This is a genomic window from Kaistia sp. SLG-1 (genome assembly GCF_059699055.1).
The window spans coordinates 5,047,419-5,062,630 of sequence record NZ_AP048544.1; the positions used below are offsets into that span (position 1 = coordinate 5,047,419).

Below are 15,212 nucleotides of genomic sequence, written 5' to 3' on the forward strand. Positions count from 1 at the left end.
CCTCACCAGACAGAGCCTTCAGGAGACAACAATGCTCCAGACGAACCGTCGTGCCTTCCTGGCCATGGCGACTACCGCCGCGCTGCTCTCCGCATCCGCTGCCGGCACGGCGCTTGCCGCCGACATCAACCTGACCTTGATGATCTGGGACCCCGCCCAGAAGGCCGGCGTGCAGATGGCCGTCGATGCGTTTGAAGCGGCGCATCCCAATATCGCGGTATCGCTCGAGCAGGTCCCGCAGGACCAATATTACGTCAAGCTGGATGCATCGCTGGGCGCCGGAGAGGGGCCGGACGTGATGTGGCAGAGCTCCAAGGCATCCTACTACGTGGATGGCGGAGCGCTGGAGCCGCTGGATGCGTACATCGCACGCGATGGCCTGTCGCTCGCCGGCTACAAGACGGTGATCGCGGATCTCTATTCCCTCGGCGGCCATCAATACGGCATTCCGAAGGACTTCGATGCCTGGACCTTTGTCTACAATGCCTCGTTGCTGAAGGACCTTGGCATTGCGGCGCCCTCCGCGAACTGGACCTGGGATGACATGGTCCGCATCGCCGGCGAGGTAAAGGAGAAGCGGACGTCCTCGGCCGTCGTGCCGCTCTACTACAACTACTCCTTCAACAACGGCGTCGCGAGCCTCGTCCACGCGCTGGGCTCCAGCGTGATCGCGGATGGCAAGGGCCGGATGTCGTCGCCGGAGGGCATTGAGGCCCTCGACAGGATCAAGGCGCTGCAGGACAGCGGGCTCATTCTCAAGGTCGCCGATTCCACCGACTTCAACCCGGTCAACGCGCTCCTCTCCGGCAAGCTGGCTCTGGCCGAGATCCCGTCCTGGAACCTCAGCCTGCTCTCCAAATCGGATGCGCCGGCCGGCACGTTCGGCGTCGTCCATCTGCCGGCGGTCAACGGTTCCTGGGCCAACGACACCAATGGCCTCTCCTACGTCATGAACGTCAACTCCCGGCACAAGGAAGAGAGCTGGGAGCTCATCAAGTTCCTCACTTCCGACGCAGGCGCCGCGCTGCATGCGCAAGGCGGCGCCGCCCTGCCGGCCAACACCGCGCCGGAAGCGCGCGCGGCGTTTGTCGCCACCAATGGCAAGCTGGGCGGTCTCGAAGCGGCGCTCGATGCGGCCAGCGCACAGAGCTATCTGCGCACCACGACGGCCCATCCCAAGGTGCTGTCCGCCATGCCGCAGATCAGCAGCGCCGTGATGGGCGAGTTCTATGCGGGCGCCCTGTCGGCAAGCGATGCGGCACAGCAGATCGACGCGCTTCTGAATGGGGCGCTGCGTTGACGGGCCAGATCCTTCAGCGCCTGCCGGGCATGGCCATGAAGGCGCGTCGCGCGATCGCGCGACGCAGCCTCGTCCATCGCGACACCGTGGTCGGCTACCTGTTCCTGCTGCCGCTGCTCGGTGGCCTGCTCGTCTTTCGGGTGTATGGCTTCGGCTACAATATCTGGCTGTCGTTCATGAACGCCGGAGCCTTCGGCGCGCCGAAATTCGCCGGCCTCGACAATTATCAGAAGCTGCTTGGCGACACGCAGCTCCGGGTCGCGATCGCCAATACCTTCAAGTTCGCTGGTATCGCCGTGCCCGGAGTCATCCTGGTCTCGCTGGCGCTCGCCACGCTGATGCAGCATCGCTTCCGCGGACAATCCGCATTTCGGGCCATCGTTTTCCTGCCGGCCGTCTGCCTGCCGACCGCGGCCATCCTGGTCTTCGGCTGGATGTTCCAGACGCAATACGGCCTCGTGAATTCGGCCCTGCAGGCGATCGGCGCGGCGCCGGTAAGCTGGTTCGGCAGCGCCGCGGGCGTGACCGTCGTGGTGTCGCTGCTCGTGGTCTATCTCTCGTTCAGCGTGCCCACGATCATTCTCTACGCCGGCATGCAGGAGATCTCGCCGAACCTCTATGAGGCCGCGACGCTGGACGGCGCCGGACCGGCCCGACAGTTCTTCTCCATCACGCTGCCGCTGCTGACGCCGTCGTTGTTCTTCGTCATCATCACGACGACCATCGGCGCGCTGAAGCTCTTCGACGTCGTCTATGTCCTGCTGCCGCCCGTCGATCATTCGGTGTCGCTGAACTACGGCTTCACGCTGGTCTACTACTATTTCTATCTCGCCTTCCTGGAGACGGGACAGCGCGGCTACGCGGCGGCGGTCTCGCTTGTGCTGCTCGTCATCATCCTAGCGGTGTCGATCGTCCTCATGCGTCTGCAGCGCCGCTTCGTGCACTATGGGGAGCACGGCTGATGCAGGCGGAACGCAAGGCCGGCTGGCGGCTCCAGATCCTCATCGCCCTTGTCGGGCTGATCATTCTGGTGCCGTTTGCCTGGATGGTCGCGACCGGCTTGATGACGACCGGCCAGACCCTCATGGTCCCGCCGAACCTCATCCCGTCGCCGCCGACCTTCGACGGCATATGGGAGGTGTTCAACCGCGTTCCGTTCGCGACGCTGCTCGCCAACACGATCGCCGTCTCGCTCGGCCGCGCCATGGGAACGCTGGTCATCTGCGCGATGGCGGCCTACGCCCTCGCCATCATCAAGGTGCCCGGCACCAGCGCCATCCTCGTCGGCATTCTCGCGCTGATCATGGTGCCGGGCGATATCTTCATCGTGCCGAACTTTGCGATCATCGCCAGTTTCAGGATGACCGATACCCTCGTCGCGCTGTTCCTGCCCTCGCTGTTCGACGTGTTCGGCGTCTTCCTGCTGTATCAGTTTTTCCGCGGCGTCCCGCGCGAGCTCATCGAGGCCGCGCGCCTCGACGGCGCGTCGCACCTGCGGATCCTGGTCACGATCGTCGTCCCGGTCGCCCGTAGCGGCATCCTCTCCCTGGCGATCCTTTCCGTTCTGTCGGAATGGAAGGACCTGCTGTGGCCGCTCGTCGTCAACCGCTCGATCGACAAGCTGACCCTGGGACCGGGTCTCGCGCTCCTGCGCGGCGTCTACACCACCGACTGGAACGTCGTGATGGCGGCCGGCGCCATGGCGGCGCTGCCGATGGTCGCGATCTTCCTGGTCCTGCAGAAGCAATTCATCACCAGCTTTGCCCGCAGCGGGCTCAAATAGCCTTCGCGCCGGCAAGGCTCACCCTTCCCTCCATCGGATCGAAAACCATGTTTGACATCCTGCCTTCGCGCTCCCGGCGCATTCTGGTCTGCGGCCATCGCGGTCATGTCGTCGACGGACACGAGAACAGCCGCCCTGCCCTCCGGCGCGCCGCCGAGTTGGGCGCCTCGCTGTGTGAGATCGACCTGCGCCAGACGCGCGACGGTCGCCTTGTCGTGTTCCACGACGACATTCTCGACAATGCGTCGACGGGCACCGGCCTCATTTCCCAGCTCGACTACGCCGAGATTTCCTCTTTTCGAACCAGGGCGCGCAACGGCCTCGCTATCGACGGCCAGCCGATCGAACTGTTCGCGGATATGCTGGCGTTCAGCCGGGAACTCGGCATTGGACTGATCGTCGAAATCAAGGACCAGTTCGAAGGCACCGCCTATCTGGAGAACGTACTTGCAGCGCTTCGCGACGTCGGGATGCTGGAGCGCGTGCTCGTCAGCTCCTTCGACTACGTGGTCCTGCGCGACATCAAGCGGCTGGAACCGCGCATTCGCACGATGGGCATCAATTACCATCGCCTGACGGAGCCGGCCCTGACCGCCCGCTCGGCGACGATGGACGTCATGAATACCGACTATCCGCAATTCTCCGCGGACCTGGCCGAAAGCCTGCATGGCGCCGATATCGGCGTCAGCCACTATGTGCCGCCGCCGCAATACTTCCGGCTGCGAGCCGGCTATGGCCTCGATTATCTCGAGACGCTCGATGCCTTGCTTCGGACAGGACGGATCGACCTGCTGGTTTGCGATGACGTCGCCTGGGCCATGGATTTTGTCCGCGCCCGTGGCCTAACCGTCGCAAAGGTGGATGCGATCTCATGACGGAGGATGCTGCGCGCGTCACCCAGGCGCGGATTGAAGCGATCGCGCGGGGCGCCGGCGAGATCGCGCTTCGGCATTTCCGGTCGCTCGCCAGCCTGCCGGTGGAACAGAAGGGCCATCTCGACCTCGTCACCGAGGCGGATCGCGCCGTCGAGGATTATCTCGCCGCAAGCCTGCAAAAAGCCTTTCCGGAGGATGGGATTTTTGGCGAGGAGCGCGGCGAAATCGCGGGATCGTCGGGCCGGATCTGGGTCATCGACCCGATCGACGGCACTTTCAACTTCGTTCGGGGCGGCCAGAACTGGGCCATTTCCATCGGCCTTTTCGAAAACAGGACGCCGATCTACGGAACCCTATTCGCGCCGGTCCGCGACCTGATGCTGTCGGGCGGCCTGAATGTCCCGGCGCAGCGCAACGGAAAGCTTGTGCCGCCACTGCCGGCCCTCGACCTCTCCCAGGGCGCGACGGGGATCGGCTGGCACCCGAGCACCTCCACCTCGGATCGCGTCGAGCTGATCCGCTTCGTCTCCGATGCGCTCGGGATCAATGTCCGCTTCTGCGGTTCGTCGGCGCTGTCCCTCGTCGATATCGCCTTGGGGGAGACGGACGGATATCTGGCTCTGGGTGACTCGACCTGGGACGTCATGGCGGGACTGCCCATTCTCGCCAGCCTCGGCGTGTCCCACACGATCGACTGGCAGCGCACCAGCCTCGACGCCAAACTCCGCTTCGCCTGCGGCAGCGAGCGCTTTCTGGCGAAGGTCCGCCCCTTGTTCGACAAGATCGCGGTTCCGGCCTGATCTCCTGCCGCGAAAGTCCGAATTTGCCAATTGAGCCGTTTGGCGGCAATCTCAGTTGGGCAGGTCGCTGGGCGGGCAGCAGCACGCGGGGAACTCCGAAATCATGGTCATGGATCGTGTGTGTGCCGATCGCGGCGAGAGGGACGAGGAAGCTCTGCCTGAGCTTCGGTCGGGGCTTCTCAACCGCCGATCGTTTCTTGTCGGCTCGGCCGTCGGTCTCGGCGCGCTGGGGCTTGCCGGTTGCGCGACATCGGGCGGCATGAGCCGCGCGGAAGCGGCGAAGGTCTATGGGCCGGTGCCGGACGAGAAATTCCCGATTCCGGCAGTCGATGTCGCGAAGATCGATCCGAAATATTACCGGCGGACGGTGCGCTACGCCAACAAGGAAGCGCCGGGCACGATCATCATCGATCCCGGCAAGCACTATGTCTATCGCATCGAAGACGCGGAAAACGCCACCCGCTATGGCGCCAATGTCGGCCGCAAGGGGTTCCTGTGGAGCGGGGAAGCCTATGTCGGGCGCAAGGCCGAATGGCCCGTCTGGACGCCGCCCAAAGAGATGATCCAGCGCCAGCCGGAGGCCGCCAAATATGCCGGCGGCATGCCGGGAGGTTTCGACAACCCGCTCGGCGCCCGCACGCTCTATCTCTATCAGGACGGCAAGTACACGCTCTACACGATCTACAGCACCCACGTGGCGCAATCGATCGGCACCGGCGTCACCAGCGGCTGCACCGGCCTGCTCACGCAGGACATGATGCACCTCTATTCACGAACGCCCGTCAACACAAAGGTCCTCGTCCTCCCGGCCTAGGAACGACATCAACTCCCGGTCCGGACGCCGGCGCACGGGCGAAGACGGGATCTGGCGACGGCCGGGAGTGGACGCGCGGCTGCGCCCCTGGGCTGTACATGGTCAAGGGGCGCAACTAATCGATGCTGGAAGCGTAGATTAGTTGGGCGCGCGTCGGAGCCGCATCGCACCACCTCGGAGACGCAGGCGAACCACATTTACAACCTGCATTGAGTATTATTGGTCGTGATCTTGCTAGAATTAGCAACACCAAACCGCTCAACCAGTAATTGGTTCCAACCTACTTGATAACTGAAATAATTCTAAAACATACTGTTTGACTTGCCCGGATCGGCGTGGAAACAGTGCGGCGCGGCACACGGATTGCCACGCAGTTCTAGCAGGACAGCCAATGACCCCCCCGCTATACTCATTCGCGAGCGCCGCGGCGTTCGCGCTCGGCCTCGCTTTGACGTCTTCTGCCGCGCTCGCGGCGAACGCGACCGTCACGCCCAGCGCCGACGGCATCGTCGTCTACAATGCCCAGCATGAGAGCCTGGCAGAGGCCTGGGCGGCAGCCTTCACGGCCGAGACCGGCATCAAGGTGACGCTGCGCAATGCCGGCGATACCGAATTCGCCAACCAGCTCGTCCAGGAAGGCGCGGCTTCGCCGGCCGACGTGTTCCTGACCGAAAATTCGCCGGCCATGGCGCTGGTCGACGCGGCCGGCCTGTTCGCGCCGCTCGACAAGGAAACGCTGGCGCTGGTGCCGGAGAATTTCCGCCCCGCCGACGGCAAATGGACGGGTATCGCCGCGCGCAGCACCGTGTTCGCCTATGACAAGACCAAGCTCGCCGAGGACAAGCTGCCGAAGTCGCTGCTCGATCTCGCCGATCCCAGTTGGAAGGGCCGTTGGGCGGCCTCGCCCTCGGGCGCGGATTTCCAGGCCATCGTCGGCGCGCTGCTGCAGTTGAAGGGCGAGGAAGCGACCGCCGCCTGGCTGAAGGCGATGAAGGAGAACTTCACGGCCTACAAGGGCAACAGCACGGCGATGAAGGCCGTCAATGCCGGCCAGGTCGAAGGCGCGGTCATCTATCACTATTACTGGTTCGGCGATCAGGCCAAGACCGGCGAGAACAGCAAGAACGTCGCGCTGCACTATTTCCGCCACCAGGATCCCGGCGCTTTCGTCAGCGTCTCCGGCGGCGGCGTTCTCGCCTCGAGCAAGCATCCGGACGAAGCGCAGGCCTTCGTGAAGTGGGTCGTCGGCAAAGGCGGCCAGGAAATCCTGAAGACGGGAACCTCCTTCGAATATGCCGTCGGCAACGGCGCCGACTCGAATCCGAAGCTGGAGCCGCTCGCCAAACTCGATGCGCCCAAGGTCGAGCAGTCGACGCTGGACAGCAAGAAGGTCACGGACCTCATGACCGCGGCCGGCCTTCTCTAGCCATGGGCCGATTGGCCATCTCCATGACGAACCCTGCCGGGCCGCAACGCCCGGCAGGGTTCATTTCCTGCCGGTCTTCGTCCTGGTACGACGTGCATGTACGCCTCTGATGAACTGCCCGATACGGCTGCACCGCGCTCACGTCTGACGTTCGTCGCGATGCCAAGGCGGACCCTCTCGCCGGCAGCATCCCTCGCGACGCTGATCTCCATCCTGTCGCTGCTGCCGCTTGCCTTCGTCATCTTCGTGACGATCCAGACCGGCTGGACGGCAGCGGCGGCGATGATCTTCCGGCCGCGCGTCTTCGAGCTGCTCGTCAACACCGTGCTTCTCGTCGTCCTGACGGTGCCGATCTGTATCGCGCTGGCCGTGGCGCTCGCCTTCCTGACCGAGCGGAGCGATCTACCGGGCGCGCGGATCTGGTCCTTCCTCGCCGTGGCGCCGCTCGCCGTGCCGGCCTTCGTGCAGAGCTACGCCTGGGTCAGTCTCCTGCCGCGCCTGCACGGCCTCGCGGCCGGTGTCCTCGTCTCGGTGCTGGCCTATTTCCCCTTTCTCTACCTGCCGGTGGCAGCGACCATGCGCCGGCTCGATCCGGCGCTGGAGGAGGCCGCCGCGGCGATCGGCGATCCGCCGGCGCGCGTGTTCCGCCGCATTGTGCTGCCGCAGCTCCGGCTCGCGATCCTTGGCGGCTCGCTGCTGGTAGGCCTGCATCTGCTGGCGGAATACGGCCTGTTCGCGATGATCCGCTTCGATACCTTCACCACCGCCATCGTCGAGCAGTTCCAGTCGACCTTCAACGGGCCGGCCGCCAACATGCTGGCCGGCGTGCTGGTCCTGTTCTGCCTGCTGCTGCTGGCCCTCGAAGCGGCGCTGCGGGGCCGCGAGCGCTATGCGCGGGTCGGCAGCGGCGCGGCAATGGCGCCACGCCGGGTACGCCTCGGGCGGACGATGCCGCTTTTCCTGCTGCTGCCCGTTTCGGTGACGGCGCTTGCGCTCGGCGTTCCGGGCGTCACGCTCGGAAGCTGGCTCGCCGCCGGCGGTGTCGAGATCTGGAAATTCGACGCGATCGGCCGTTCGCTCGGCCAGACCCTGTTCCTTGCCATCGCCGGCGCGGCGCTGGCGACCCTCTTGGCCCTGCCGATGGCCTGGATTGCGATCCGCCGTCCGGGACGGCTGCAGCGCCTCCTCGAGGCCTGCAACTATGTCACCGGCTCCCTGCCCGGCGTCGTGGTCGCCCTGGCTCTCGTCACGATCACGGTGCGGGTCGCGCTGCCGCTCTACCAGACCTTCGTCACCATTCTCGCCGCCTATGCGCTGATGTTCCTGCCGCGCGCGCTGGTCAGCCTGCGCGCCAGCATCGCGCAGGCGCCGGTCGAGCTCGAGCAGGCGGCCGCCAGCCTCGGCCGCTCGCGCGCCAACGCGTTCTTTTCGGTAACGCTGCGTCTCGCCGCGCCAGGCGTGGCGTCCAGCATGGCGCTCGCCTCGCTCGGCATCTTCAACGAATTGCCGGGAACGCAGATGCTGGCGCCGAACGGCACCCGCACGCTGGCGATGGCGTTCTGGGCGCTTTCCAGCGAGCTCGACTATGCCGCAGCCGCGCCCTATGCGCTGATCATGGTGGTGGTTTCCCTGCCGCTGGCATGGTTGCTTCACGTCCAGTCGAGAAGGAGCGCGGGACGATGACCCTGCTCGAATTGCGGTCGGTCGCCAAGCGATACGGATCGACGGAAGCGCTCGCCAGCATCGATCTCGACCTCGCGCCTGGCAGCCGGACCGCCATCGTGGGACCGTCGGGATCGGGCAAGACGACGCTGTTGCGGGTCATCGCCGGCTTCGAGACCCCGGACCAGGGCCGTGTCGTCCTCGATGGCGAGGTGCTCGCCGACGGGCCCCGATCCGTACCGCCGCATCGACGCGGCATCGGCATCGTCGCGCAGGACGGCGCGCTGTTTCCGCATCTCTCGATCGCCGACAACATCGGCTACGGCATTCCACGCCAGCAGGCCGGACGCGACGCGCGCATCCGCGAACTGATGACGATGACCGGCCTCGACGCCGGCTTTCTTCGTCGTCGGCCGGACCAGCTCTCGGGCGGCCAGCAACAGCGCGTCGCGCTCGCCCGGGCGCTCGCCCGGCGGCCTCGCCTGATGCTGCTCGACGAACCCTTCTCCGCCCTCGATACGCGGCTGCGCGCCCAGACCCGGCAGGCGGTGTCGGAGCTGCTCGGCGCCGAGGCGATCACCACGATCCTGGTCACGCACGACCAGGCCGAGGCCCTCTCCTTCGCCGATCAGGTCGCGGTCATGCGCCAGGGCCGCCTGCCGCAGGCCGGCACGCCGCGCGAGCTCTATCTGCGGCCGGTCGATCCGATGGTGGCGCAATTCCTCGGCGAGGCGATCCTGCTTCCGGCTCGGATCGAGGGCGGGATCGCGCGCTGCGCGCTCGGCCGCATCGCCGTCGACGATCGCCGCTCGGGCCCTGGCGAGCTCATGCTGCGCCCCGATCAGATTTCGTTCTCGCCCGTTCCGTCGCCCGCCGAGGCCGACGCCGACGATGTGCTCGCCGAAGTGATCGCGGTCGATTTCGCCGGCGCATCGAGCGGCATCACCGCGCGCCTGGTGCGCTGCGCCGACGACGAAGCGCCGAGCACCGGCAAGGACATCTGCTTTGCCGCCACCTCGATGGCCCTGCCCGCGGTCGGAACCCTGATCCGGCTTTCCATCTCCGGAAAGGCCCACGTCTTCACGGCCGGAACCCGGCTACGGTGACGATGGGAATCGATCGTGGAGGCTAGCGGCCACGACGGCCCCGCCCTCGCCGTCCTGGCGCCCGACATCGTCGCCGACCTCACGCCCCTTGCCGACGGTCTTTATCGGCGGCGATGCCCCTTGCTTCTGTGGCCGAACAGCAACGCGCTCGATTTTCCGCGCTAGGTGGCAACGGCGTCCCTCGTCGGAGGCTGGAGCAATATCAATCACTAAGGCTGACTATCAGTCGTGTTATCACCAAGCAGTCTGGAACATGTCCAAATTATTGCGATTGCTTGATTTTCTTCGATCCGTTAGGCGCCATGGTACATCTCCCATGGCGCGTCCCTCGGGTCAAATTGGACAAGCGGCATTTCGGCAAACTCCTGACGACGTTTCTTCTGCTTCGGCCCCGGCTGGAGTCGTCGGCCCACGCACGCACCGGATCCCGCGCGCAGGCGGAAGATGTCCTGCAGGACACCTGGCTGAAGCTGGACAAGGCGCGCAGCGACGTCCCGATCGACAATCCCGGCGGCTACATCACCCAGGTGGCCCGCAACGCCCTGACGGACCAGCATCGCAAGGAACGGCGGCGCAGTGAAATCGACACGGAGCTGAACGAGGTCCTCTGGGAGCAGTCGGACGCCGTCTCGCCGGAGCGGATTCTGATCGGGCGCGAGGCGATCCGGGCCGTCGAGGCGGTCCTCGACCAGTTGCCGGAGAGGACCCGCCAGATCTTCCTGATGAACCGGATCGACGGCATCTCTCACCGCAAGATTGCCAGCCAGTTCGGCATCAGCGACGAGGCGGTCTACTATCATATTCGCCGGGCGCTGGAGCGGCTCGCGTCGGTTCGCGACGAATTCGGCACATGAAATCAGGACCGCGTCTTTAGGCAAAGGCAATCTTCGCGCGTCTATAAATTGCAAGCTCCACCTGCCACACTTCAGCTCAACCATCGCCCGCATGGACGCCGAGAAACAGCCCGAAACAAACCGCCGAAGCGCGATGGACGCACGCGACTGGATCGTGCGCCTGAACTCGGGCGAGATCAGCGCCGCGGATATCGAACGCTTCAAGGCTTGGCGTGACGGTTCTCCCGACAATCGGCAGGCGTTCGAGCGCGAACGTGCCTTCTGGCAGGAACTCCAGGTGCTCGATCCCGCCCGGCGGGCGCGCCCCGCGGCGCTGACCGCGGCAAGCGAGCCACGACGCCCGACGCTCGGCAGACGCGGCTTCCTGATCGGCGGCGCGGCGATGGCGACAGCGGCGACGGTGATCGCATTGCCGCGGCTGGAAATCTGGTGGAACGCCGATTTCCGGACCGGGGTCGGAGAGAGCGCGGAGTTCATCCTTCCCGACGGCTCGACGGCGGCCCTGAATACCGACAGCGGCATCGCCGTCCGCTTCCAGTCGGGCCTGCGCCTCGTCGAACTGCTGCGCGGCGAGGCCGAGTTCCGGGTGCAGCCCAGCGAGACCGTCTTCCGCGTCGCGGCACTGGGCGGCAACACCGACGCGCTCGGCACGGTCTTCTCCGTCCAGGCGTTCGACGATGTCGCCACCGTGACCGTCGCCGAGGGGGAAGTCCACGTATCGGGTCAGCAAGCGCCGCAAGCGGCGGCCATGCCGGAGCATGGCGGCGTTGTCCTCGCGGCGAGCGAACAAACCCGCTATGCGGCGGGCGGCCTCCCGGATCCGGCCATCAGAATCGAAACGGACACCGTCTTCGCCTGGCGCTCCGGGCGGATCATATTCGAGGGACGCCCCTTCGACAGCGCCATCGCCGAGCTTGGCCGCTATCTGCCCGAACGCATCGTCCTCGCCCCGAACGCATCGTCCTCGACGCCCGTCAGCGCGATCTTCTCGACCGGGCAGGCGCTCGCCGCCGTCAGGGCGCTGGCCCGGACCCAGGGCCTCTCCGTTCGGCGCGTCCCCGGCGTCGTCGTGCTGATTTCCTGAGTTCCGCGCCTCGCTCGAAAAAAATCTTGGCTCCCCGTTTAGGCAAAGCCGCCCTTCGCCCGTCAAGACGATGAAGGGACCAGGCATCACTCCTACCCACTCTCTTCGCTGTCGGATCCATGGGGTCCATCTCGGCTGAAAGAGGCGGTACGGAATGAAGACGCGGGCAGGGCAAACCAGTTTCCGGCATCGAGGCATGCTGGCGACGATGCTGATGAGCACGGCGCTGGGCATGGGGATGCTGCCGGCACTGCCCGTGTCGCGGGCCGAAGCTGAGGCCAGCCAGATGCGCAACTTCAACATTCCGAGCCAGCCGCTCGGCCGGGCGCTGCGCGCCCTCGCCGACCAGTCCGGCGTGCAGATCGCCTACAAGACCGCGGTCGCCGCCGGCAATACCGCGCCGGCCGTGACCGGCACCATGTCGACGGAGCAGGCGCTGGCCCGATTGCTGGCAACCTCGGGCCTGCGCTACAGCTTCACGGGCGCCAACACGGTTACCATCCTCTCTGCCTCGGCGGCGCATGACGGGACATCCGTCGCCCCGAGAGGCACCGAGCTTCTCGAAACAATCGTTGTCGAAGGCCAGCGCGAGAGCCCGTGGGGGCCGGTCGACGGCTATGTCGCGACCCAGAATGCCTCGGGCATGGGGACGGCCACGCCGATCCTCGAGACCCCGCAATCCGTCTCGGTCGTGACCCGGGACCAGATCACCGACCAGAAGCCGGCATCGCTCGCCGAATCCCTGACCTACACCCCCGGCGTCAGCATGCAGTCGCAGAGCTTCAGCCGCATGGTCGATGACGTCATGATGCGCGGCTTCAACGTCGCGACCGGCAATGGCGGCATGCTGCGGGACGGCATGAAGCTGCAGTCCAACGTTTATGACGGCGGCCAGGAGCCGTATGGTCTCGAGCGGGTCGAAGTCCTGCGCGGCGCCGCCTCGGTTCTCTATGGCCAGCTCTCCCCCGGTGGCCTCATCAACGCCATCTCGAAGCGCCCCACCGACAAGCCGCTCCACGAAATCAATGCCGAATATGGCAGCTATGACCGCAAGCAGGTTTCGTTCGACCTGAGCGACGCCCTGAATGCCGACGGCTCGCTGCGCTATCGCCTCACCGGCCTCGTGCGCGATGCCGACAATTGGGTCGAGCAGACGCCGGACAACAAGGTCTATATCGCCCCGGCTTTGACCTGGAGCCCGGATGCCGCCACGTCGCTGACGCTGCAGGCCAGCTACCAGCATGTGAACACCAAGTTCAGCGCGCCGCTGCTCTACCAGGATGTCAGCACCGGCAGGATCCCGCGCGACCTGTTCCTCGGCGAACCGGGCTTCGACCGCTATGTCGGCGACCTCTTTACGGTCGGGTACGATCTCCAGCACACGTTCGAGAACGATGTGAAGCTGCGCCATGCCGCCCGCTACTACCAGTCCGACGTCAAGTGGGACTACATGATGGCCAATCTGGCGCCTGTCACCAGCAACGGGACGCTCTATCGGCTGGCCAGCAAGCGGGATGAGAAGTCCTACGGCTTCACCACCGACACCTCGCTGGAAAAGAGCTTCACCACGGGACCGGCGGAGCACACGGTGCTCGCGGGTTTCGACTATTATCGCCGCGGCTATGACACGCTGCGTTTCCGTGGCACCGGCTACGTTCCGCTTGATATCGACGATCCCGTCTATTCCGGTTCTTCCCCTGCCATCGGCCCGACCAACCGCGGCAGCGACAGCGACGGCAACCAGTTCGGCGTCTACCTGCAGGACCAGATCAAGATCGACAACTGGGCCTTCGTGCTTGGCGGCCGGCAGGACTGGACCGACAGCACGTCGACCAGCTACCAGAACGGCAAGGTCACCGATCAGGACGACCAGAAGGCGACCGGCCGCGCCGGCGTGGTCTATCTCTTCGACAACGGCCTCGCCCCCTATCTCAGCGTCAGCCAATCCTTCGCGCCCCAGGTCGGCGCCGACAGCCGGACCGGCGACGCGCTGAAGCCGAACGAGGGTCTGCAGTATGAAGCGGGCCTTCGCTATCAGCCCGATGGCAGCAACCTTCTCCTCAGCGCCGCCATCTATGAGCTGACCCAGAAGAATCTCGTCAGCTATGACGCCACGGGAAGCGCCTACCAGCTCGGCAAGGTGCGCTCGCGCGGCCTGGAGCTCGAGGCACGCGCCGAATTCGGCGCCCTCGGCATCATCGGCGCCTATGCCTATACCGACAGCGAGATTCTCGACAGCGCCAACAGCTACGAGATCGGCCAGGCGGTCGCGCTGGTTCCGCGCAACGCCGTTTCGCTGTGGGCCGACTACAAGCTCGATGAACTGGGCCTCGACGGCCTCTCCATCGGCGGCGGCGTGCGCTATGTCGGCAAGACCAGCATGCCCGACAGCGTCAAGACACTCGGCTATGACGCCGACGTCCCCGGCTACATGCTGGCCGACGCCATGGTTCGCTACGATTTCAGCGCGCTCGGCAAGCAGTATAACGGACTGGACTTCACGCTGAACGCCAGGAACCTCTTCGACAAGAAGTTCTATACCTGCGCCGGCACGGACGGCTGCCGCTACGGGGAGCCGGCGTCCGTCGTCGGAACGCTCTCCTACAAATGGTAGTCAGGCCTGGCCTTTCGCGACGCAGGCTCCTGGGGACGGCGCTCGCCGTCCCCTTCGTCCTGTCGGGAGCCCCGGCACGGGCGGCAACATCCAGCCGCGTCGTATCGCTGGATCTGTTCGCGACGGAACTGACGCTGACGCTCGGCATCACGCCGCTCGCCGTCGCCAATGTCCCGCTCTATCGCCGTCTCGTGGCGGAGCCGGCGCTGGCGGCCGATACCCCCGACCTCGGCCCCCTGACCGAACCGAACGCGGAACTCCTGCGCGCGATGAGCCCGGATGCGATCCTGCTCGCCTCCTGGCAGGCCGGCAGCCTCGGCATTCTGTCGCGCATCGCCCCGCTGGTATCCGTCGATTCCCTGTCCAGATCCGAGCCGGCCATCGCCAATGCCATCCGGCAAATCCACGCGCTCGGCGAGCTCTTCGGCCGAACCGAAGAGGCCGAACGGTGGACGCAGCGGCTGCACGCGACGCTTGCCGCCGCGCAAGACGCCCTTTCGGATCGCACCGCGCGTCCGCTCTATGTCTGCCGCTTTGCCGAAAACGGGCGCAACGTCTCCATCTTTGGCGGCAACGGCATGATCGGCGATGCGCTGGGCCAGCTCGGCCTGCGCAATGCCTGGCAGGGCCGGGTCAACGCCTCCGGCGTGACATCGGCCGGCATCGATCAGCTGGCCGGAGAGCCGGAAGCGCGGATCGTGCATTTCGACCGGGGCGCCGAGACGGCGCGGGCGCTCGCCGCGCTTGACGATAGCGCACTCTGGAACGCTCTCCCCGCCGTCCGCGCCGGACGCGTGACCCAGATGCCCGTCATCTATCCGAGCGGCGGCATCGTCTCGGCGATCCGCTTTGCCCGTCAACTCGCCGACGGACTGCCTCGCCATGACTGAAGCG

At 65.8% G+C, this 15,212-nt stretch carries 13 protein-coding genes; all 13 read left to right on the forward strand.

Features of this window, described 5'->3' with window-relative positions; translation table 11 throughout:
- Positions 1-31: 31 nt before the first annotated feature.
- The 13 genes from AC6HZP_RS23390 to AC6HZP_RS23450 all read left to right on the forward strand — a co-directional run bounded on the left by AC6HZP_RS23390 (position 32) and on the right by AC6HZP_RS23450 (position 15,208).
- Positions 32-1,300: an ABC transporter substrate-binding protein gene (locus tag AC6HZP_RS23390; protein WP_497524770.1), complete on the forward strand. Its 1,269-nt coding sequence runs from the start codon at positions 32-34 to the stop codon at positions 1,298-1,300.
- On the forward strand, positions 1,297-2,262 hold the full coding sequence (locus tag AC6HZP_RS23395) for a carbohydrate ABC transporter permease (protein WP_497524771.1): 966 nt from the start codon (positions 1,297-1,299) through the stop codon (positions 2,260-2,262). Before AC6HZP_RS23390 ends, AC6HZP_RS23395 begins: the two co-directional genes overlap by 4 nt.
- A complete protein-coding gene (locus tag AC6HZP_RS23400) occupies positions 2,262-3,083 on the forward strand; it encodes a carbohydrate ABC transporter permease (protein ID WP_497524772.1) in 822 nt (273 codons plus the stop codon). Before AC6HZP_RS23395 ends, AC6HZP_RS23400 begins: the two co-directional genes overlap by 1 nt.
- Positions 3,084-3,130: 47 nt before the next feature.
- A complete protein-coding gene (locus tag AC6HZP_RS23405) occupies positions 3,131-3,958 on the forward strand; it encodes a glycerophosphodiester phosphodiesterase (protein WP_497524773.1) in 828 nt (275 codons plus the stop codon).
- Positions 3,955-4,758 (forward strand): inositol monophosphatase family protein, encoded by an 804-nt coding sequence (locus tag AC6HZP_RS23410; RefSeq protein ID WP_497524774.1) that lies wholly within the window; start codon positions 3,955-3,957, stop codon positions 4,756-4,758. The genes AC6HZP_RS23405 and AC6HZP_RS23410 overlap by 4 nt, the downstream gene beginning before the upstream one ends.
- 103 nt (positions 4,759-4,861) lie before the next feature.
- On the forward strand, positions 4,862-5,572 hold the full coding sequence (locus AC6HZP_RS23415) for a L,D-transpeptidase family protein (RefSeq protein WP_497524775.1): 711 nt from the start codon (positions 4,862-4,864) through the stop codon (positions 5,570-5,572).
- Positions 5,573-5,963: 391 nt separating this feature from the next.
- Positions 5,964-6,998, forward strand: coding sequence for an iron ABC transporter substrate-binding protein (locus tag AC6HZP_RS23420; protein ID WP_497524776.1), 1,035 nt, complete (start codon positions 5,964-5,966; stop codon positions 6,996-6,998).
- A gap of 159 nt (positions 6,999-7,157) precedes the next feature.
- On the forward strand, positions 7,158-8,681 hold the full coding sequence (locus tag AC6HZP_RS23425; RefSeq protein ID WP_497524777.1) for an ABC transporter permease: 1,524 nt from the start codon (positions 7,158-7,160) through the stop codon (positions 8,679-8,681).
- Complete coding sequence (locus tag AC6HZP_RS23430) at positions 8,678-9,766, forward strand: ABC transporter ATP-binding protein (protein WP_497524778.1); 1,089 nt, start codon at positions 8,678-8,680, stop codon at positions 9,764-9,766. The genes AC6HZP_RS23425 and AC6HZP_RS23430 overlap by 4 nt, the downstream gene beginning before the upstream one ends.
- 275 nt (positions 9,767-10,041) lie before the next feature.
- Positions 10,042-10,620 carry an RNA polymerase sigma factor gene (locus AC6HZP_RS23435; RefSeq protein WP_497524779.1) on the forward strand — a complete coding sequence of 193 codons (579 nt, stop codon included), beginning with the start codon at positions 10,042-10,044 and terminating at the stop codon, positions 10,618-10,620.
- A gap of 91 nt (positions 10,621-10,711) precedes the next feature.
- Complete coding sequence (locus tag AC6HZP_RS23440; RefSeq protein ID WP_497524780.1) at positions 10,712-11,704, forward strand: FecR family protein; 993 nt, start codon at positions 10,712-10,714, stop codon at positions 11,702-11,704.
- A 196-nt stretch (positions 11,705-11,900) separates the two neighbouring features.
- Positions 11,901-14,318, forward strand: coding sequence for a TonB-dependent siderophore receptor (locus tag AC6HZP_RS23445; protein ID WP_497524781.1), 2,418 nt, complete (start codon positions 11,901-11,903; stop codon positions 14,316-14,318).
- A complete protein-coding gene (locus AC6HZP_RS23450; RefSeq protein WP_497524782.1) occupies positions 14,312-15,208 on the forward strand; it encodes an ABC transporter substrate-binding protein in 897 nt (298 codons plus the stop codon). Before AC6HZP_RS23445 ends, AC6HZP_RS23450 begins: the two co-directional genes overlap by 7 nt.
- Positions 15,209-15,212 lie beyond the last annotated feature (4 nt).

Bases quoted from the DNA above. Each gene is read 5' to 3' on its own strand.
- AC6HZP_RS23400 (WP_497524772.1), top strand. From the start codon at position 2,262: ATGCAGGCGGAACGCAAGGCCGGCTGGCGGCTCCAGATCCTCATCGCC.
- AC6HZP_RS23430 (WP_497524778.1), top strand. From the start codon at position 8,678: ATGACCCTGCTCGAATTGCGGTCGGTCGCCAAGCGATACGGATCGACG.
- AC6HZP_RS23415 (WP_497524775.1), top strand. From the start codon at position 4,862: ATGGTCATGGATCGTGTGTGTGCCGATCGCGGCGAGAGGGACGAGGAA.
- AC6HZP_RS23425 (WP_497524777.1), top strand. From the start codon at position 7,158: ATGCCAAGGCGGACCCTCTCGCCGGCAGCATCCCTCGCGACGCTGATC.
- AC6HZP_RS23440 (WP_497524780.1), top strand. From the start codon at position 10,712: ATGGACGCCGAGAAACAGCCCGAAACAAACCGCCGAAGCGCGATGGAC.
- AC6HZP_RS23390 (WP_497524770.1), top strand. From the start codon at position 32: ATGCTCCAGACGAACCGTCGTGCCTTCCTGGCCATGGCGACTACCGCC.
- AC6HZP_RS23450 (WP_497524782.1), top strand. From the start codon at position 14,312: ATGGTAGTCAGGCCTGGCCTTTCGCGACGCAGGCTCCTGGGGACGGCG.
- AC6HZP_RS23420 (WP_497524776.1), top strand. From the start codon at position 5,964: ATGACCCCCCCGCTATACTCATTCGCGAGCGCCGCGGCGTTCGCGCTC.
- AC6HZP_RS23445 (WP_497524781.1), top strand. From the start codon at position 11,901: ATGCTGGCGACGATGCTGATGAGCACGGCGCTGGGCATGGGGATGCTG.
- AC6HZP_RS23410 (WP_497524774.1), top strand. From the start codon at position 3,955: ATGACGGAGGATGCTGCGCGCGTCACCCAGGCGCGGATTGAAGCGATC.
- AC6HZP_RS23405 (WP_497524773.1), top strand. From the start codon at position 3,131: ATGTTTGACATCCTGCCTTCGCGCTCCCGGCGCATTCTGGTCTGCGGC.